Annotated in this window: 16 protein-coding genes; 6 read left to right on the top strand and 10 right to left on the bottom strand. The window is 43.6% G+C overall.

Annotation, left to right across the window (positions count from 1 at the left end; all coding sequences use genetic code 11):
• Window positions 1–105 precede the first annotated feature (105 nt).
• Entirely contained in the window at window positions 106–1,254 is a 1,149-nt protein-coding gene (locus NDI35_RS26005) for an NAD-dependent epimerase/dehydratase family protein (protein ID WP_015175194.1), read from the bottom strand.
• A 110-nt stretch (window positions 1,255–1,364) separates the two neighbouring features.
• Window positions 1,365–1,955 carry a chromophore lyase CpcT/CpeT gene (locus NDI35_RS26010; RefSeq protein ID WP_445315250.1) on the bottom strand — a complete coding sequence of 197 codons (591 nt, stop codon included), beginning with the start codon at window positions 1,953–1,955 and terminating at the stop codon, window positions 1,365–1,367.
• A 159-nt stretch (window positions 1,956–2,114) separates the two neighbouring features.
• Here NDI35_RS26010 and NDI35_RS26015 point away from each other — a divergent pair, with 159 nt between their 5' ends.
• The gene (locus NDI35_RS26015) at window positions 2,115–2,339 is read left to right on the top strand and encodes a KTSC domain-containing protein (RefSeq protein WP_333039497.1); all 225 of its coding nucleotides are present in this window, start codon (window positions 2,115–2,117) and stop codon (window positions 2,337–2,339) included.
• Window positions 2,340–2,587: 248 nt separating this feature from the next.
• On the opposite strand, the gene NDI35_RS26020 is transcribed toward NDI35_RS26015, so the two are convergent.
• Window positions 2,588–8,050, bottom strand: a complete 5,463-nt coding sequence (locus tag NDI35_RS26020; protein WP_445315251.1) for a trifunctional serine/threonine-protein kinase/ATP-binding protein/sensor histidine kinase — start codon at window positions 8,048–8,050, stop codon at window positions 2,588–2,590.
• Between the two features lie 723 nt (window positions 8,051–8,773).
• Window positions 8,774–8,875, bottom strand: a complete 102-nt coding sequence (gene petL, locus NDI35_RS26025) for a cytochrome b6-f complex subunit PetL (RefSeq protein ID WP_006633742.1) — start codon at window positions 8,873–8,875, stop codon at window positions 8,774–8,776.
• A 77-nt stretch (window positions 8,876–8,952) separates the two neighbouring features.
• Here petL and aroB point away from each other — a divergent pair, with 77 nt between their 5' ends.
• Complete coding sequence (gene aroB / locus NDI35_RS26030; RefSeq protein ID WP_445315252.1) at window positions 8,953–10,047, top strand: 3-dehydroquinate synthase; 1,095 nt, start codon at window positions 8,953–8,955, stop codon at window positions 10,045–10,047.
• 96 nt (window positions 10,048–10,143) lie between these two features.
• Here the strand turns inward: aroB and NDI35_RS26035 are convergent, their stop codons facing one another.
• Window positions 10,144–10,914 (bottom strand): tetratricopeptide repeat protein, encoded by a 771-nt coding sequence (locus NDI35_RS26035; protein ID WP_445315253.1) that lies wholly within the window; start codon window positions 10,912–10,914, stop codon window positions 10,144–10,146.
• 191 nt (window positions 10,915–11,105) lie between these two features.
• Here NDI35_RS26035 and NDI35_RS26040 point away from each other — a divergent pair, with 191 nt between their 5' ends.
• Complete coding sequence (locus tag NDI35_RS26040) at window positions 11,106–11,945, top strand: SPFH domain-containing protein (RefSeq protein ID WP_445315254.1); 840 nt, start codon at window positions 11,106–11,108, stop codon at window positions 11,943–11,945.
• Here NDI35_RS26040 and folP read toward each other — a convergent pair.
• The 5 genes from folP to NDI35_RS26065 all read right to left on the bottom strand — a co-directional run bounded on the left by folP (window position 11,936) and on the right by NDI35_RS26065 (window position 15,610).
• Complete coding sequence (folP, locus tag NDI35_RS26045; protein ID WP_445315255.1) at window positions 11,936–12,802, bottom strand: dihydropteroate synthase; 867 nt, start codon at window positions 12,800–12,802, stop codon at window positions 11,936–11,938. The genes NDI35_RS26040 and folP overlap by 10 nt on opposite strands.
• Before the next feature lie 93 nt (window positions 12,803–12,895).
• Window positions 12,896–13,456: a Uma2 family endonuclease gene (locus tag NDI35_RS26050; RefSeq protein ID WP_445315256.1), complete on the bottom strand. Its 561-nt coding sequence runs from the start codon at window positions 13,454–13,456 to the stop codon at window positions 12,896–12,898.
• 114 nt (window positions 13,457–13,570) lie between these two features.
• Window positions 13,571–14,296 carry a triose-phosphate isomerase gene (tpiA, locus tag NDI35_RS26055; protein ID WP_445315265.1) on the bottom strand — a complete coding sequence of 242 codons (726 nt, stop codon included), beginning with the start codon at window positions 14,294–14,296 and terminating at the stop codon, window positions 13,571–13,573.
• A gap of 75 nt (window positions 14,297–14,371) precedes the next feature.
• Window positions 14,372–14,557, bottom strand: coding sequence for a PCP reductase family protein (locus tag NDI35_RS26060; RefSeq protein ID WP_006633749.1), 186 nt, complete (start codon window positions 14,555–14,557; stop codon window positions 14,372–14,374).
• A 99-nt stretch (window positions 14,558–14,656) separates the two neighbouring features.
• Window positions 14,657–15,610, bottom strand: coding sequence for a hypothetical protein (locus NDI35_RS26065; protein ID WP_445315257.1), 954 nt, complete (start codon window positions 15,608–15,610; stop codon window positions 14,657–14,659).
• Between the two features lie 157 nt (window positions 15,611–15,767).
• Between NDI35_RS26065 and NDI35_RS26070 the strand changes: the two genes are divergently transcribed.
• The 3 genes from NDI35_RS26070 (at window position 15,768) to NDI35_RS26080 (ending at window position 17,477) form a co-directional block, all read left to right on the top strand.
• Window positions 15,768–15,941 (top strand): hypothetical protein, encoded by a 174-nt coding sequence (locus NDI35_RS26070; RefSeq protein ID WP_445315258.1) that lies wholly within the window; start codon window positions 15,768–15,770, stop codon window positions 15,939–15,941.
• Between the two features lie 100 nt (window positions 15,942–16,041).
• Entirely contained in the window at window positions 16,042–16,227 is a 186-nt protein-coding gene (locus NDI35_RS26075) for a hypothetical protein (RefSeq protein ID WP_445315259.1), read from the top strand.
• A 236-nt stretch (window positions 16,228–16,463) separates the two neighbouring features.
• Window positions 16,464–17,477: a GGDEF domain-containing response regulator gene (locus NDI35_RS26080; RefSeq protein WP_445315260.1), complete on the top strand. Its 1,014-nt coding sequence runs from the start codon at window positions 16,464–16,466 to the stop codon at window positions 17,475–17,477.
• The last annotated feature ends 57 nt before the right edge of the window (window positions 17,478–17,534 follow it).

Here is a 17,534-nt window from a genome sequence, read left to right on the forward strand (position 1 = left end):
CTTGCGAACCCTTCTCCTCTCTTCCCTTCTTTCCTCTTACTTCGCGCCCTTCGCGCCCTTCGCGGTTCATTTAAAAATCTCTTATCCGCAAATAAATACCAGAACTTACTTCCAAGAAACCTTCGGCAAAATCTGGTTTTTATCGACACGATGCTGATATTTTGTAGCAAAATTCAGCAGAGAATCGAGCAGGGAATCTGAGAGATAGTGCGGTTGCAAACCGAGGTCTAACAAATTGGTGTTTTTGGCATTGAAATAATGTTCTTCTTTCTCGACTCTGGGATTTTCGATGTTGTTGATTTCTACCTTTAATCCCATTGCCATGCCTGCTTTTTGCACCAAGGAGGCTAAGTCGCCGACGCTGAATTGTTCGGTGAATTGGTTGAAGACGCGGAATTGTCCGGCTTCGGCAGGGTTGGCGATCGCCAATTCCACGCACCGCACGGTATCCCGAATGTCTAAGAAACTGCGGGTTTGTCCGCCAGTGCCGTAAACCGTCAAAGGATGACCGATCGCAGCTTGGATGCAAAATCTGTTCAATGCTGTACCGAATACTCCGTCGTAGTCCAAACGGTTGATCAACAGTTCGTCCATGCCGGTTTCATCTGTGAGCACGCCGTAGACTACGCCCTGATTTAAGTCGGTGGCTCTTAAACCCCAGATTTTGCAAGCAAAATGGATGTTGTGGGAGTCGTGGACTTTTGACAGGTGGTAGAAACTGCCTGGTTGTTTGGGATAGGGTAGTGTATCCTTGCGGCCGTTGTGTTCGATCGTAATGTAGCCTTCTTCAATGTCAATATTCGGCGTGCCGTATTCGCCCATTGTCCCCAATTTCACTAGGTGACAATCGGGGAAGTCTTCGCGGATGGCGTACAGCAGGTTGAGTGTCCCGACGACGTTATTGACTTGGGTGAGGACTGCGTGTTCGCGATCGATCATTGAGAAGGGGGCAGAACGCTGTTCGCCAAAATGGACGATCGCCTCTGGTGCAAATTTTCTCATGCTTTTGCTGAGAAAATCGTAGTTGGTGATGTCACCGACGAACAAGTCGATCGACTTGCCCGTTAAATCTTGCCATCGCTGGAGTCGTTGCTGAATCGGTGCGATGGGAGTGAGGGTGTCGCTGCACAGTTCCAGATCCCAGTGCCGCCGCACGAAGCTGTCGAGGATGCCAACTTCGTAACCTTTGTTAGAAAGGTAGAGTGCGGTTGCCCAACCGCAATAGCCATCGCCACCAATAACCAGGACTTTCATAAATCAACGGTGAATCTTGCTTGCCAATACTGGGTTAATGTACCAGGTATTGGTGCATTCTGAACCTTTAATCAAGCGTGTTCCCCCAGGAGGGAGTCTGTTTTTTTAGATTAAACCGGAATTTCGTCGGCGAAACTGGCCCGGCGGGTGAATTCAAAGGGGCCCGCCTGGGCTCCCCAGACGTGGGCGTCGGTTTCTGGGTCACGTCCGCGATCGTGGCTAATAAATTTGTCTTGGTCAATCTCGAATTCGCTGTCTAGATAGGTTTTTTTGCCCTTTCTGACCACCATGCAGCCTTTTCCGGGTTCGACAGACCCTTTAAAGCTGTGCCCCGTCCACTGCGTAATAAAGGTGCAGCCGGGAAGCAGTGTCAGTTGTGCTTTTTTGATTTCTTGCAGCCGTTGCGGGTCGCGGGAAGCGCCGTAGAATTGTTCTTCGTTTTCTATGGCATAATTTTCGATGTCGATTCGATCGTCCACCGGGACTAATTTCAAAACTCGGACTCGGTACGGTACGTGCAGTTCAATATCGTAAGCTTGTTCTAGGTACAAGCTGAGGCCATCCAGAACTTCGACGGGCAGAGGTCTCATGCAGACGCGGATGTGGGCGAAGAATGGCGGGTTTTCAAAGGCTTGGGCTTGGTTGCTGAAGTCGGCGGCCATCCAGCGGGCGAGAGTGACGATATCTGTGGAATGAGTCATTTCGATTTTAGATTTTAGATTTTAGATTTTGGATTGAGGGAGTAGAAATTATTTTAGGGGAAATTCAGGTGCGATCGGGCTTTAGAGTCCTGACTTCTTTAAAAACTCCGGGATTTGGGTATGCTGTTTTTTTCAGGTAGCCTTACTTATCGGGAAATCATGAAACTACAACCAGTCGAATCCAGCATGATAAAAGCTGTGGGTTATGACGAAACAACTTCTACTCTGGAGGTTGTTTTCAATAGTGGCAAAACCTATCTATATTCTGAAGTGCCGAATAATGTCTATCTAGAACTGATGGACTCTGATTCCAAAGGGAGTTACATGAGAGATTGTGTGATTGACTGCTATCCGTACCAACAGGCGAAGAAACGGCGGCGGTAAGTACGGCATTAATCTAGGCGTTTTGAATCTCTAATCGTGATTTTTGCGATCATCGACGAACTCTAACCCAGATTTTTTGATTGTGGAGGTGATAGGAACAATTGGAATTGCTGGACACTCACCCTTTGTTTACCACTCGGTGTCCCCGATGCGATCGTCCGTTTCCCAATTACGAAAATCCCGGTGAATTGTTAAGCCCCTTGTAGTTTCCTCTTGACATCAATATTTGAGTCTCTCTCTAGCTCAAGTTATACCAGATAGTTTATCGGAATCTCAATTACAAAAATTGTCCCGCTGCTCACGGTCGAATCACAGGTTAATTTACCCCCATGTTTTTTGATAATAGCATAGCTGACAGATAAACCTAAACCTGTACCACTCCCCACAGGTTTAGTTGTAAAAAATGGCTCGAATATGCGTTCTTGAATATGGGCGGGAATCCCACTACCATTATCAGCGATCGCAATTCTTACTTGCTCATTCTCTATAACTTCAGTCCGAATCCGAATGAAAGGATTTTTGTTAATTTTACTAACTTGTTTGAGAGCATCAATAGCATTAATGATAATACTCATAAATACTTGATTCATCTCACTCGCATAACAGGTGACATCAGGAAGGTTACCATACTCTTTAATAACTTCTATTTTGGGTTGATTATCACTTTCTTGAAAGCGGTTTTGTAAAATTAGTAAAGTGCTTTCAATTCCGGTGTGTAAATCTACCGCTTTCATGTCGGATTCATCTAAGCGCGAAAAATTCCGCAAACTCAGGATAATTTGCTTGATCCGTTCGCTGCCTGCTTTCATTGATTGCAGAATGTTATTTAAATCTTCTCCGATGAATTCAAGCTCAATTTCCTCAATTTTTGCTTGAATTACTGAATTGTTTTCAGGATATTCTTGCTGATAAAGCTCCAGCAAGCTCAGCAAATCTTTAACATAATTTTCTGTAGGCTCAAGATTACTATGAATAAAAGTAACTGGATTGTTAATTTCGTGCGCTATTCCCGCTACCAATTGACCGAGGGCTGACATTTTTTCACTTTGAATTAATTGTGCTTGGGTTTGTTGTAAATTTTTCAATGTTTGCTCTAGAACGGAAGCTTTTTGGCTTAACTGTTGAGTTTTTCGCTCTACTTCCGCTTCCAAAGTCTGAGAATATTTCTCTACTTGTTGATACAAACGTGCATTTTCAATGGAGATAGCAGCTTGGGCAGTAAGAATTTGGAGAGTTTCGACGCGATTGCTAGTAAATGCTCCCACTGTTAGATTATTTTCCAAATACAAAATCGCGCTCAATTTTCCCTGCTTGCTAATTGGAATACATAAAACTGATTTAGGCTGCTGGGTGATGATGTAGCGATCACCTGCAAATTGATTGGAAGCACTCAAGTTATCAAAAACCGCTGTTTTTTGACTTCGTGCTAAAGAATAAATCAAACTTTGGGGTAATTCTTGACATTCAACCAAAGCAATTTGCGAGTTGTCTATATGGTTTTGATTGGCTTTAGCAACTACTAACCATTTTTCCTCTTGATGAATAACTAAAATTCCAGTTTGCGCTCCCGCATGGGCGATCGCAATTTGCATCAAAGTGGCTAACAGTTTCTCTAATTCAATTTCTTGAGAAATAGCTTGTGCGGCTTTCATCACCGCCGGAAAATCCAACCATAAATTCAAGCTGTTGCTGCTACTGGTGCTAGTTACGCTTCTCATTAGGGTTGGAGATATTGTTCCTCCAGATGCGATCGCTGGTTTAGTGAGTTGGAGAATCGCACCTAATAGTTGAGGATAATGTTGTTCTAAATCAGCGACTTTCCCTTTCGCCCCCCATCGGGTGTAACAGTAGTATGCTTCCTGCATATATCCAGCAGCAACTTTTTCTTTGCCCCAGTTCAGATAAAATTTAGCTGCTAGTTCATTAGCTAAAGCTTCTTCTTGAAGATATTCGTTTTTCTTAGCTCCAGCAATGGCGCGATCGTACCAATCTCCAGCTTCATAATTCTCGCCTAAAACCCGGCATTTTTCTGCTTCTATTAAGTCAACCTTGTGTTGGTGATTCATGGGTGCATGGTAAGCCCACTTAGCTAGAGTAGTTTGATGAGTTTCCACTAGAGCGAGAGTGTTAGCTTGCTCAATTTCCGATTGCGTAGAGAATAGTGACAAGTAGGTTAACCCGGCATAAAAATGGAAAACCGGGGTATGAATTATTGCTGCCACTCCCATCAAATAGGAGCTAGCTTGAACCAGGTAGTCTAGGGCTATGGTGTAATTGCCAAAGAGGTAAGCAAGTATCAGTTTGTAGTTATAGACAATAGCGAGCGCAGTAACCTGATTATCCTGATGGTGTTTAGGAATCATCACCGTTTCATCGTAGGCAGTTCCGCTTAATAAATCGGCTCGATTAACAATTTCCTTCAAGTTTTGCACCAACTGTTGCTGCATTTTTAAGTAAATTAGAGGAGAATCTTGCTTCACACTGGCTAATACAACACAGTAATTTTCGATTTCGGGTTCCCAATCGTCCAGATACAGTCCCGCGAAGAAATTATCATAAAAATAATTAACTATGTTGTAGCCAGCATAGAGGAAATCTCCGGTTTCCATTCCAGCCAAATAGCCCTCTTTCAGAGTTGGGATTGCTTCCAAGAGTGCTACTTTATGATGCTGGAGAAAACAGCCAAACCAAAGTAAAGTTAGGGACTTGAAGGAACGCAGATTCAACTGATTGAGTAAGCTCAGTGCCACTCGCCCAAAGCCATAGCCCGTTTCTACCTCTCCCAAAAAACCAGACAGCACCATGCCATAACCTGCATACCCGATGGTTGATGCGGGTGCATTTCCAAATTGGAGTGATAGACTGACCATTGTGGCGCAAAGCAGAGGCAGCAAAGCAGGATTTCCTTGAAAAATGGGCGTAAACAACATTGCTAACAATTGCATAGCCGCTATTATTTGAGGGTCGCCCATCACGGGGAGCTGAACCAGTTCCTCAATCTGTTGACCTTCGAGTTGACTCTTCAGGGTTTGTAGTGCTTTGCCAGTCAAGGCTTCGTCAGGTTCAGAGGGAAGTTCAACCTCCAATTGTGCTAAGGCGATTCGGCCTACTGAGATCGCTTCTAGCATCTGACTCTGGGCTGTCAATGCGGCGATTTGAACCTCATAAATCTTCACTTTGTCTACTATAGTTTGAGCACATCGCACAACTATATCTGCCATTTCTTCCATGTCATCAAAATCGGCATTCAAGTAGGCAGTTTCCGCCGCAGCTACATAAAGATTCAGGGTTAATTCGTACTGAGTTTGCCAACAGTTTTCCGCGAGCAACGAGAGCGCTGTTTTCACGAAACTTCTGGCGGCTGAATAGGCTGTAGAATTTCTAGCTTTCTGTGCGGCTGCTAAGTTCCGTCGGGCTAAGGCTTCCCGTTCTCCCGCTTGAGTAATTAACCCAATTCCTAAATTCAAATGCCCGACAATATCAAATAGCTTTTCCTCCTTTTCTATCTCTGATAAGTTCTTTTGTAGCAGTTGACCAATTTTGAGGTGAGTTGCCTGTTTTTGGTCTTTTGGAATGAGGGAATAGGCGGCTTGTTGAACGCGATCGTGCAAAAATCTGTATCTAGCATTTTGTTTATTAACATTTTCATCTTCTGAGCTTAAGTTATCATTGCCTTCAATCTGATAAAACTTATAAACATTACTAATCGGTAAAATAAAACCCTCCTGCAATGCTCTCCACAAGACAGTTGCCGTCTCTATTTGCGATTCTTGTGAAACTATTGCCAAAGTATGCAAATCAAACTGCGCCCCAATACAAGCAGCCCACTTTAAGACATCCTGAGTTGGAATTGGTAATTTCTGCAATTGCAACGCCATGAATTCAACAACATCATCAGTAATTGCCAAGGCTTTGATTTGGGAAATATCGCACTGCCAATGCTGGTTCTCCCAATTAAAGGTAATTAACTTGTCATCGTGTAAAGCTTTGAGGAACTGAGTTGCAAAGAAAGGATTTCCCTTGGTTTTTTGATAGACTAATTTTGTCAAAGGCTGGGCAAGAGATAGTTCGCAATTTAGCGTATCTGCTACCAATCGATTAATATCCGATTCTCTTAACGGTGGTAATGTAATGGTATTTACCGTTGCCCCAGTTTTGAGCAGTTCATCTACGGTTAAGATAAATGGATGTACTGGTGACACTTCATTATCTCGATAAGCGCCTAATATTAATAGATGTCCTGTATCTTGTTGCATCAATAATGAGAGCAAATTCAGTGATGCAGAATCAGCCCATTGCAAGTCATCTAAAAACATCACTAAGGGATGTTCTTTGCTGGTGAAGACTTGCACAAATTTTTTAAAGAGTAAATTAAAGCGATTTTGAGCAGCAGTTCCTGATAATTCTATGGCTGGTGGCTGTTTACCGATGATGTTTTCTAACTCAGGAATTACGTCAATTAATACTTGTCCGTTGTCTCCCACTGCTTCGAGAATATTGGTTTTCCATGTTTGTAATTGTTCATCTGATTCTGATAAGAGTTGCCCTATTAAATTGCGAAAAGCTTGCACAAATGCTGAAAAGGGAATATTCCGTTGAAATTGGTCGTATTTGCCTTTAATAAAATAGCCGCGTTGACGAACAATTGGTTTATGTACTTCATTAACAACGGCGGTTTTTCCAATCCCAGAAAAACCCGCAACTAGCATCATTTCTGTTGTGCCATTTGCGACGCGATCGAAGGCATTTAATAGTTGATTAACTTCCGCTTCTCTGCCGTAGAGTTTTTCAGGAATTAGGAAGCGATCGCTGATATCTCGCTTTCCTATTTCAAAAGGTTCTATTGTGCCTGTAGTTTGTAGTTGAGCTAAACAGATTTCTAAATCGTGCTTAATTCCCAAGGCACTCTGATAACGATTCTCGGCATTTTTTGCGATTAGCTTACTGACAATCTCTGACAAAATTAGGGGAATTTCTGAATGAATTTGATGGATGGGTATCGGCTGTTTCGCCAGGTGGCAATGTACCAATTCCATTGCATCCTCCGATCTAAATGGTAATATTCCTGTCAACAATTCATAAAATGTCATTCCCAGAGAATAAAAGTCACTACGATAATCTAGGCCTCGATTCATTCGACCTGTTTGTTCAGGAGAAAGATAGGCTAAGGTGCCTTCTAAATCATTAGTATTCTGAATCTCTTGGGTTTCTCTTGGTAGGAGAGAAGCAATACTAAAATCAATTAATTTAATTTTTTCTGTTGCGGAATTGAGCAGGATATTAGCGGGTTTTATGTCTTTGTGTATGACTCTATTTTGGTATAAATAGTGCAAAATTTCTGTTATTTTAATAGAGATCCTGAGAAATTCACCTAAAGGTAAATATTGATATTGGGGATTTTCAGCCGTGGCTGTTTGGAGATAATCAGATAGGGAAATTCCACCAAAGTCTTCCATGACTAAGGCATAGCCATTGCCATATACTTCTAGGGTTAATGGTTTGATAATACTAGGAAAGTCTAGATTTTTGGCAATGGTATATTGGTTGCGGAATTGAACGAGTTCGTTAAAGTTTGGGTATTCATTTCGCAGTAATTTGATGACGACGGGTTGTTGGTCACTGGTACGGATGCCTCGATAGACAAGGGTGCGCGTACCTGTGTATAATTGCTCTGTGATTTGATGATCTGGTAAGTTGGCGATCGCATTCATAATTTTTTAAGCTAATCTTAAGTTATTTTGTATTGCTGCCCAAATAGCAGGATTTACTTGTTTGGGATAAATTTCTAAAGAAGCTCGATCGTAGCTAATTACTCGGCAAATATTATCACAGCGCTTGTTAAAACGCCCGCTTTGCAATAATTGTGGCCTTGTGTAAGTAGGTGCAGATATTTAAACAGAACTTACGCGACGGCGGCTGAGAATGGATAAACTGGCGACTACTCCCCGTACCTGCTCTGCTTTGACTTCTTGGTAGCGTCGCTTTGTTGTTATTTAATTTGAGCGATCGCTTTATGGCAAACATAGTTGGATATTCCAATTAATTCAGATGCCAGGGTGAGAGTTTTCACCTATAACTTGTTGCAACGAATAGGTTTAGGTAAATTTAGTAACATATTTGACTATCGGAGTCTGGCTCTTTTGATTCGCAACAACTTCCAGCCTTACTTCCGTTTCATTTTACAATATTTTTCGGGTCTGTTGCTGTGTGCCAAGAAGTATCTTCGGGGTTAGATTAATTAGTGTTTGTCAAGGAAGTGTCAGTCAGCCAAGAGTCTAATTAAGCTAATTTAACTCTCAGGTTCTATCGACCGAAGCATTTGCGCGCAAAATCTCCAAGTTTAATCAGAGATTTTTGGGGCGCAAAGACTTCGCACGATCAATACTTTTACCAGAGGTTTCAATCTCTGAGCTCCAAGTCAAAAAGCAGGCGAGTTAGATGAGTTTGACAGCCCGCAGACCAAACATCAGCACTGTCGCCAAGCCGATCATGCCGCCGAAAATCCCAAAATAAGTTATTGCTCCGCTAAGAGTCATTGCAATTTCTCCAAAACAATCAATAAAAAGACCTATAAGAACTATAATCTAAAATCTAATATCTAAATTAGATAAATATGCAATCCATAATTAAAGTTGACTTGGGGCCACAATCTTACAATGTTTGCGTGCGATCGGGCGGCTTAGACGAACTCGGCAGTCTGATGGGCGATCTAAGTTTGGGCAAAAAAGTTCTGCTGGTGTCGAATCAGTCGATTTTTCGGCAGTACGGCGAAAGAGCAACAGCAGCCCTCGAATCGGCCGGTCTGGAAGTCAGTAGCTGCATTTTACCACCAGGAGAACAGTACAAAACTTTAAATTCGGTGCAGAAAATTTACGGGGCGGCTTTGGCAAACCGTTTAGAACGTTCCTCGACAATGGTGGCTTTGGGCGGCGGGGTGGTTGGCGATATGACCGGTTTTGCAGCAGCGACTTGGCTGCGGGGAATTAATGTCGTGCAAGTTCCGACTTCGCTGCTGGCGATGGTTGATGCTTCTATTGGCGGCAAAACGGGGGTAAATCATCCTTTAGGGAAGAATTTAATCGGGGCTTTTCACCAGCCGCGTTTGGTGTTAATTGACCCGGATGTACTCAAAACTCTGCAGGCGAGGGAGTTTCGTTCGGCGATGGCGGAAGTCATCAAGTACGGGGTGATTTGGGATGTTGAATTGTTTGAAAAGTTGGAAAAGTGCAAGCGTTTGGATCAAATGCGCTATGTGAAGGCGGATTTGTTGGCAGAAATTTTGAGTAGGTCTTGCCAAGCTAAGGCTGAGGTGGTCAGCAAAGACGAGAAGGAATCGGGTTTGCGGGCGATTTTGAATTACGGACACACCATCGGTCATGCTGTGGAAAGTTTGACCAATTACAAGGTGATCAATCACGGGGAAGGAGTGGCAATCGGCATGGCTGCGTCAAGCCGATTGGCTGTGGAGTTGGGAATGTGGGATGCTGAGTGCGATCGCCGTCAGTCTGCTTTGATTGAAAAAGCGGGTTTACCTGCCAAATTGCCTGCGGGTGTGGATATTGAGGAAATTTTGCATACTTTGCAACTCGATAAAAAGGTGCAGGATGGCAAGGTGCGGTTTGTGCTGCCGGTGCGCTTGGGTGAGGCTGCTGTGAGCGATCGGGTGGATGGAGATTTGATTTTACAAGTTTTGAAGGAAATGCTTTAGATTCCCGTTTTTGGGGTTGTTTAACGGTCGCTGAACGCCCATTAACGCCGATCGCCCAAGATGTTTTTTCTTCCAATCGGCGATCGGCGGTTGAGTTTAGGATTCGCTGGATCGCGAATTAATTTCCTCCAAAATTTTATCTATTCTGTTAGCAGCTTGAGTTCTACCTTGCTTGATAAATAACTCCTTAGCTTTTTTGAGGCTGGCTACTGCCTCCGCTTGGTTTTCCTTGTCTCCTTGCTGGTACAAACCGACTCCTAAATTGTTTAAAGCATCGGGATATCGATCGTTAATTTTAACGGCTTGTCTCCACTGAACAATTGCCTCTGGTAACTGCCCCTGACTTGCCATTGCCACGCCTAAATCGTTGTGAGCTTTGGCGTGCTGTGGGTTGACTTCAATTGCTTTTTGGAATTGAACCATCGCATCGCTCATTTTACCTTGCCCCGACAGCATAGTTCCCAACTTGTAATAAGCATCCGCTTGTTTGGGATAGCGAGCGATTAGTTGCCGGTACAAAGCTTCGGCATTGACAAGATTCCCTTGACCGTAAAGGTCGTTGGCAGTTCTCAAGCCCACCGTGTAGCCTTTACCTACAACTTGGCACTTTTTCTCGGAGTTGCCTTCCTGCTTGCAAATCCTGAGTTCGTCTCCCTTCATTTCGTAGGACATTACTTCCCGAACAGCAGGGCCTCGGCGCGGGGGCTGCAAGTTCTGCGACTGCAAGTTTTGCGAGAGTTGCAGGGCGATTGGCTCAGCTTGTGCCGGTTGGGCCGCTGCTGCATTGCAGATTCCTGCACCCACCAAAATGCTTGGGGCGATCCACCTTAAGGGTTTGAACAAGCGAAACTCTCGATCGTTTTTCATGTCTTTTGTGGAAACGTGTTGTTGATATGCTGGGTTTCACTAGCGCTGTAAGAGTCGGAGCCGATGGGGCCCACCCGATGAAATAGTTAGTTATTAACAGTCGAGATATTTTAGCACTGCGGGGCCGGGTTTGAGTTAAATTAGAGTAGAATTCCGATCGATTCTCAGTCAACCTTAGCAGGAAAATAGAAATGGGGCAGTCTATTCTTACCATGCTCTTTGCGCTCATCCTCGGCTACGCTGTTAACTCAAGCGTCAAAATAGTCAGCGGTGGCGACGAAGCTTTAGTGGAACGTTTGGGTCAATACAAGCGCACCCTCAAGCCAGGATTCCACTTTATCAGTCCCCTGGTCGAAAAAGTCGTCTGCGTGGACACAAGCCGTGAAAGAGTTTTAGACATTAAACCTCAGTCAGCAATCACGGGAGATAATGTGGCTCTCGAAGTCGATGCCGTTGTGTATTGGCGGGTTGTCAATTTACAGAAAGCTTATTATGGAATCGATCAAATTGAAAATGCGATCGCCAACTTAGTGTTAACGACGTTTCGCGCTGAAATTGGTCGATTGCCCATGCAAGACATCTTGGGTTCCCGAGATGACATGAATAAAAAGTTACTCAAAAAGTTGGACGAAGCTACTGAAACTTGGGGTGTCAAAGTAATTCGGGTGGAAATTCAAAGCATTACACCTCCGAAAAGGGTGCAAGAAGCTATGGAATTGGAGCGCGCTACCAAGAGCGAGTGGCAAGCAATGGTCAATAAGGCGATCGGCACTAAGGAGTACATGAGGCTCTTAGTTGAAGCTTTAGACTCCCATCCCAATAGCAAGCAAGTTTTGAATTACTTAGTAACCGAAAAATACTTAGAGGCTCAACAAAAATTGGGCGAAAGCGACAATGCCAAAATTCTGTTTATGGACCCCAGGAGCATGACGGAAGCCCTAGGCGAGCTGATGGGTTCTATGCCCGATGTGACGCCTGCTTCTGAGGGCAGCCAAATAACAGTTATCGAGACTAACACTTCTCAAGACTGATTCCTGAAGATAGCGTCGGCAACCAGACAAACATCGTGCATTTCTCTGACATCGTGAACTCGCAAGATATCTGCCAAATTTGCGATCGCACCTGTACAAGCCGCCGCTGTCCCCCAAACTCTTTGTTTCGCTTCTGGCTGATTCAAAATGTGACCGATAAAGCTTTTTCGCGAAACTCCGACTAAAATCGGACAGTTTAAAACACGGAATTTTCGCAACTCTCGCAGAATTTCTAAGTTTTGACTGTAATTCTTGGCAAAGCCAATACCAGGGTCTAGAATTATTTGAGATTTGTCAATCCCCGCAGCAACTGCTGCCGCAATTCGACTCTCGAAAAATTCCCCAATTTCCCCCATTAAATCCCGATAATCGGTCAGTTGTTGCATCGTCTGGGGAGTTCCCCGAATGTGCATCAAAATTATTGGCACTTTTAACTGAGCAACGGTTGACAGCATTTCCGAATCAAAAGTAGCTCCCGAAATATCGTTAATTATATCAGCTCCCGCCTCAACCGCAGCTTTCGCAACCTGCGCTCTGGTAGTATCGACCGAAATAGGAACTGAGCCAAAAATATCGGTTTTTTGTCGCAGTATTTGTACCAGAGGTATAACGCGATCGATCTCCTCTGCTAAGGATATTTCCACGGCACCAGGCCGAGTAGATTGACCGCCAATATCAATAATATCTACCCCCGATTTTACCATATTTTCCGCTTGCGCTAAAGCAGATTCTGTGGTATAGAAATCTCCGCCGTCGCTAAAACTGTCAGGGGTAACATTCAAAACGCCCATTAAATAAGTGCGTTTTCCCCACTCAAAAACTTTATTTCTAATTGTAATTTTTTTGTTATTTATCATATCACCTCATCACTCGGCGATTGAAATCGCTTCTTGTCAAACGAAATCCCTCTCTAAGAGACTCAAGAATAAAGCAGAAGCGCCATTGTTAATTTAACCAAAACTTAACCAGCTAAAAACAGTGTCAACTGTCAATTCTAATTCAATTTTATCAATAATTGGCAACAGAGCTGCACCTTTATACAGTTCTACTTTTTGTCCTGGAAATACTGCCAAAATACTCTCTTCTTCTGGGTCTAATAACCACCCCAACTCAGTTCCGTGTCGCGAACAGTGAAGTAATTTACTCAGCACTTTTGTTTGACTTTGACTGGGGGAGAGAATTTCAATCGACCAGTCTGGATTAATTTCAAAGCGGTTAGCAATTCTACCAGAGGGCAAAAAAGGAATTCTTTTCCATCGGAATACTGCTACATCTGGCACGATTGATGCGCCACCAAATGTGCAGTATAACTCTGGAAAAGCACGGGCAATTTTCTGAGTTTTTGTTACTTGATCGATCGTCTTGCAGAGTTCACCTTGAAGGACGCTGTGTTCACCTTGTGGGATGGACTTCTGAATGATTTCTGCGTCAAGAAACTCTGAGGCTGGTTCAGTTTCAGGAAGTTTTAGGAACTCTTCTAAGGTGGGTTTTGGTTTAACGCTCGCAATCATAGGTCAATTCTCCAGATCGGAGAAACACTCAACGGCACATCACAATTGTACGCGATCGCTGTTTAATTCCCGCTGCCCTTGTTCACTTACCAATTAGCAATTAGCAATTACCTATTACTGATAATTGACAATTCGAGCAAAACTCGCAGCTTCCAAACTAGCACCACCAACCAAAACTCCGTCAATCTCCGGCTGACCCATGACTTCATCAATATTCTCCGGTTTAACAGAGCCACCGTACTGAATTGGCACGCCCGGATTAGTCAATTTACTGCGAATCAAACCAATAACTCGGTTAGCTTCCTTCGTTTCGCAAGTATCGCCAGTGCCAATCGCCCAAATCGGCTCGTAAGCAATTACCAACTTATTTTGGTCAACACCAACTAAATCTTTTTCCAACTGAGAAAAAATGTGAGCTTCAGTTTCGCCTGCATCTCGCTGCTGCTTGGTTTCCCCAACGCACAGAATCGGAATTAAATCGTATTTCTGAGCAGCTTTCAGCCGCAAATTCACCGTTTCGTCAGTTTCCCCAAAATATTGGCGCCGCTCGCTGTGGCCGATGATGACATAACGGACACCAAGTTCACTCAGCATTGGCCCGGAAATTTCCCCAGTAAAAGCTCCCGACTCTTGCCAGTGGACGTTCTGAGCACCGAGTCTGATCCGGCTGCCGTGCAAATTTTTCGACAGGACAGCCAAGGAAGTGAAGGGAACGCAAAGCACGACTTCCCGTTCCTCTGGGGTTTCCGTCAGGCAGGACATGAATCCTTGAAGAAATTCTAGGGATTCAGTCCTAGTTTTGTACATTTTCCAGTTGCCAGCAATAACTATTTTCCGCACGGGTGACTCAGTAGCTCTGTGAACATCAAAATCAGGCAAATTATAGTGTAAAGCTTTAGGGTACCTTTCGAGCCCTTATTGCCCAAACTCGATGCGAGCTTGCTCAACTAAGTCAACGGTGACGACTTCGGTTTCGGCTTCGCGGGCCAACTGCTCGATGCGGACGCGAGCTTGTCCCCGGACAAAGTAGGGAATATTTTTCAGCTTCGCCTTGGCTTCTGGCGTCCATTTTAAATCATCGGAAAATTCGGAATCGGGCATGGCGTATTGAGCGATCGACTACAAGCCTTCATGGATCTGGCTTTGATGGAAAGCCTTTATCTCTTAAATTTACCACGAGTTGCGATCGATCACACCTTCTCACTCTGCCTTAAATTTGTTGCCTAAAATAGCCGACGCTTCTTGTAAAAGCTGATTCTGCTCTTGTCGAATTGCCTCCAACCTTGTCAAAATATTAGCAAGTCGTTCTTGAGACTCCAAACTGTTTGATTCAACTCCCCTCAATTGTAAAGCTGAATTATTTTTGTATTCGGGATTCTTTGAAACCAATGAGTTTACAGCCACTCCACCGAAATTACTTACAGATTTAGAGCCGACACTCAAAACCCCTTGCATAAATTTTCCCGACCTTTGCAGAATAAATAACCATCCTTCTGCAAAAAAGCTACCTAAAGCCTGTAATAAACCCAAGATCAGGAATATAAATAGTAGCAACATTGCTAACGATATCAGCGGATGACTCACCAACCAGAAGACTACAGGGTGAGAATCAATCCAATTTTTAACAGTACCATTGATAGCGCTTTGAAGGGCATTGGAAGCGGCCTCGGTCATATTTGTCGCCTTGTTAATGCTATCTTCTAATGAAGCCTTAGCCTTTTCTGTAGCTTGATTTACAGTCTCTACAGCTTGGCTAGTGCTTTGATTCAGAGTATTGACAACCGAGTTAGTAGTTTGATTAATAGTTTCTTTAGCAGTTGCCGCAGAGTGAGAAACAGCATCAACAGCTTTGTTGGTACTTTCACTGACGCGACTAACTGCTTGATTGGCGACTTCAGATATGGAAATTCTCGCTTTTTCTGTTTTATCTGCTACAGTACCTAAAGCATTATTCGTAGCTTGATTAACAGTATTAAGTGCATAATTCGTAGTTTGAGTGAGAGCTTCTTTTGCCTTTTCCGTAGATTCGGAGAGAGAAGATTTAGCTTGGGCTGTTGTTTCTGAAACAGAATTAACTGCTTTTCCGACTTGTTCAGTCCAAAATCCTTTCGTTTTTTGAACGCTTTGAGAAAAATCAGGCAGTGCTACTTCCATAGTAAGTGAGATCCATCAAGTTAATTTACTCTTGCCAAGTGCTCATAGTATAGCTTCTATTTTCAATAGTGGGACTTTAGCTAAAAATTGAGCGATAAATAGAGCTAAGATATATAGAGTAAACTTTTTAGGTTAGTCTGTTTCCTAATGGAATCTGATGAGAGCAACAGTTTCCATAGCCATGCCCCATGCTTTGAAAGATGGTGCTAATGCTGTGATGATGTGTTCCCCGCTCAAGCATGAAGACATGAGTTTAGACACTATCTGGGGGGATTATTGGTGGGAGAAAAAAGAGCAAAAACCTATCCCAGCTCGCGCAGAACGCTGTTGATGTTTCTTAACAAAGCTTACGCCTTTTTGCAGTCAGAGCTTGCTGGTGCGGACAAAGGCTCAACCAAGGGCGAAGCAATAGGCGATCGGGTGACCCTCAGATGTATTCCCCAAAAATAGAGCGGACGATCGCTCGTGGGACAACGGAGGAATTTGATGCACCTGAAAAAGCAGGAATTAAGTTGAGAAACATAGCATATTATCCCACGGGCGATCGCCAGATAACAGGCGATCGTTCCTCAAAGCTCGCTCGACGTTGTAAAAACTGTTTAATGCCCCAAAAATAATTACATATTTACAAAAATTAGCGCAAGTTACCAAACTTTATATCCCCGAAAAAAAGCGATAAATTTTAAGTAGACTGTGGCTGTTGGTTTAACAAACCCGACGCTGCCTAGGATGTTGTTGCGGCAGCTTATCTGGTGTATAATTTATGACATATTGGCCAATTTTTAACTTTCCATCCCAAGCTCAAAATATGCTAGGCTAGAATGTTTCCAAAGCTTAAGATACACCATGACGTATGTATCAATCATTAGAAGAGTCAGCCATTTCGACTAACCCATCTACGGAACCGTCCTCTCTAATTCTGATTGTGGATGACGATGCCTTGATTCGTTTGCAACTTCGACTGTATTTACAGAAGGAAAAATACCGAGTGGCCGAAGCTAGTGATGGGTTGACAGGGCTAGCAGCTTATGAGGAAGTACATCCAGACCTGATCCTACTAGATGCAGTGATGCCTACTATGGATGGTTTTGCTTGTTGTCAAAAATTATCTGAAGTGCCTGAGAGCGATCGCCCACCTATTTTGATGATTACTAGCTTGGAAGACAAAGAATCTGTCGATCGAGCGTTTGGAGCGGGAGCGGCTGACTATATAACCAAACCAATTCACTGGGCTGTTCTGCGACAAAGAGTGCGGCGGTTGATTCAGCAATTCCACTTGCAACAGCAACGAACCCTACTTTACAAGCAACTAGAGGCCGCCAATCAACAATTAAAATACCTAGCGTCAATTGACGGTTTGACTCAGATTGCCAATCGCCGTCAGTTTGACGAACAGCTAGAGCACGAGTGGCGACGCATGACGAGGCAGCAAACTCCTTTGTCACTAATTTTGTGCGATATCGATTTCTTCAAGCCTTACAACGATACTTATGGACACCAAGCAGGGGATGTATGTTTACAGCAAGTTGCTGCAGCTCTCAATGGCAGTATTAATAGAGCTGGAGATTTAGTCGCACGTTATGGAGGTGAAGAATTTGTAGTGATTTTGCCCGAAACAGAGCTTGAGGGAGCCGTCCAAATCGTTAAAAAAATTCAGGCTCGCGTCCAAGCTTTAGCAATAGTCCATAAGAGTTCTCCGAATCATTGCATTACCCTCAGCTTCGGTATTACCACTGTGATTCCCACCCAAGAGATCCTGCCAGAAACTTTAATTACTGCTGCCGATGCAGCACTTTATCAAGCCAAAGACCAAGGTCGTAATACTTTTTGTACCAAAACTCATACAGTTAATGAGTTCACTCATTAAATCATAAGAGTAAAAACTATACCTCTCGTAATTTGGAAGAATTTTTTCTTAAAAGTT

The sequence above is a fragment of the Microcoleus vaginatus FACHB-2002 genome, assembly GCF_040004035.1.
Lineage (GTDB): Bacteria > Cyanobacteriota > Cyanobacteriia > Cyanobacteriales > Microcoleaceae > Microcoleus > Microcoleus vaginatus_C.

Excerpts from the sequence above, each read along its gene's own strand:
- folP (WP_445315255.1), bottom strand. The coding sequence starts at position 12,802 with ATGATAAATAACAAAAAAATTACAATTAGAAATAAAGTTTTTGAGTGG.
- NDI35_RS26035 (WP_445315253.1), bottom strand. The coding sequence starts at position 10,914 with ATGAAAAACGATCGAGAGTTTCGCTTGTTCAAACCCTTAAGGTGGATC.
- NDI35_RS26050 (WP_445315256.1), bottom strand. The coding sequence starts at position 13,456 with ATGATTGCGAGCGTTAAACCAAAACCCACCTTAGAAGAGTTCCTAAAA.
- NDI35_RS26005 (WP_015175194.1), bottom strand. The coding sequence starts at position 1,254 with ATGAAAGTCCTGGTTATTGGTGGCGATGGCTATTGCGGTTGGGCAACC.
- NDI35_RS26065 (WP_445315257.1), bottom strand. The coding sequence starts at position 15,610 with ATGGAAGTAGCACTGCCTGATTTTTCTCAAAGCGTTCAAAAAACGAAA.
- NDI35_RS26020 (WP_445315251.1), bottom strand. The coding sequence starts at position 8,050 with ATGAATGCGATCGCCAACTTACCAGATCATCAAATCACAGAGCAATTA.
- NDI35_RS26015 (WP_333039497.1), top strand. The coding sequence starts at position 2,115 with ATGAAACTACAACCAGTCGAATCCAGCATGATAAAAGCTGTGGGTTAT.
- NDI35_RS26040 (WP_445315254.1), top strand. The coding sequence starts at position 11,106 with ATGGGGCAGTCTATTCTTACCATGCTCTTTGCGCTCATCCTCGGCTAC.
- NDI35_RS26080 (WP_445315260.1), top strand. The coding sequence starts at position 16,464 with ATGTATCAATCATTAGAAGAGTCAGCCATTTCGACTAACCCATCTACG.
- NDI35_RS26075 (WP_445315259.1), top strand. The coding sequence starts at position 16,042 with ATGTATTCCCCAAAAATAGAGCGGACGATCGCTCGTGGGACAACGGAG.
- NDI35_RS26010 (WP_445315250.1), bottom strand. The coding sequence starts at position 1,955 with ATGACTCATTCCACAGATATCGTCACTCTCGCCCGCTGGATGGCCGCC.
- NDI35_RS26070 (WP_445315258.1), top strand. The coding sequence starts at position 15,768 with ATGAGAGCAACAGTTTCCATAGCCATGCCCCATGCTTTGAAAGATGGT.
- NDI35_RS26060 (WP_006633749.1), bottom strand. The coding sequence starts at position 14,557 with ATGCCCGATTCCGAATTTTCCGATGATTTAAAATGGACGCCAGAAGCC.
- petL (WP_006633742.1), bottom strand. The coding sequence starts at position 8,875 with ATGACTCTTAGCGGAGCAATAACTTATTTTGGGATTTTCGGCGGCATG.
- aroB (WP_445315252.1), top strand. The coding sequence starts at position 8,953 with ATGCAATCCATAATTAAAGTTGACTTGGGGCCACAATCTTACAATGTT.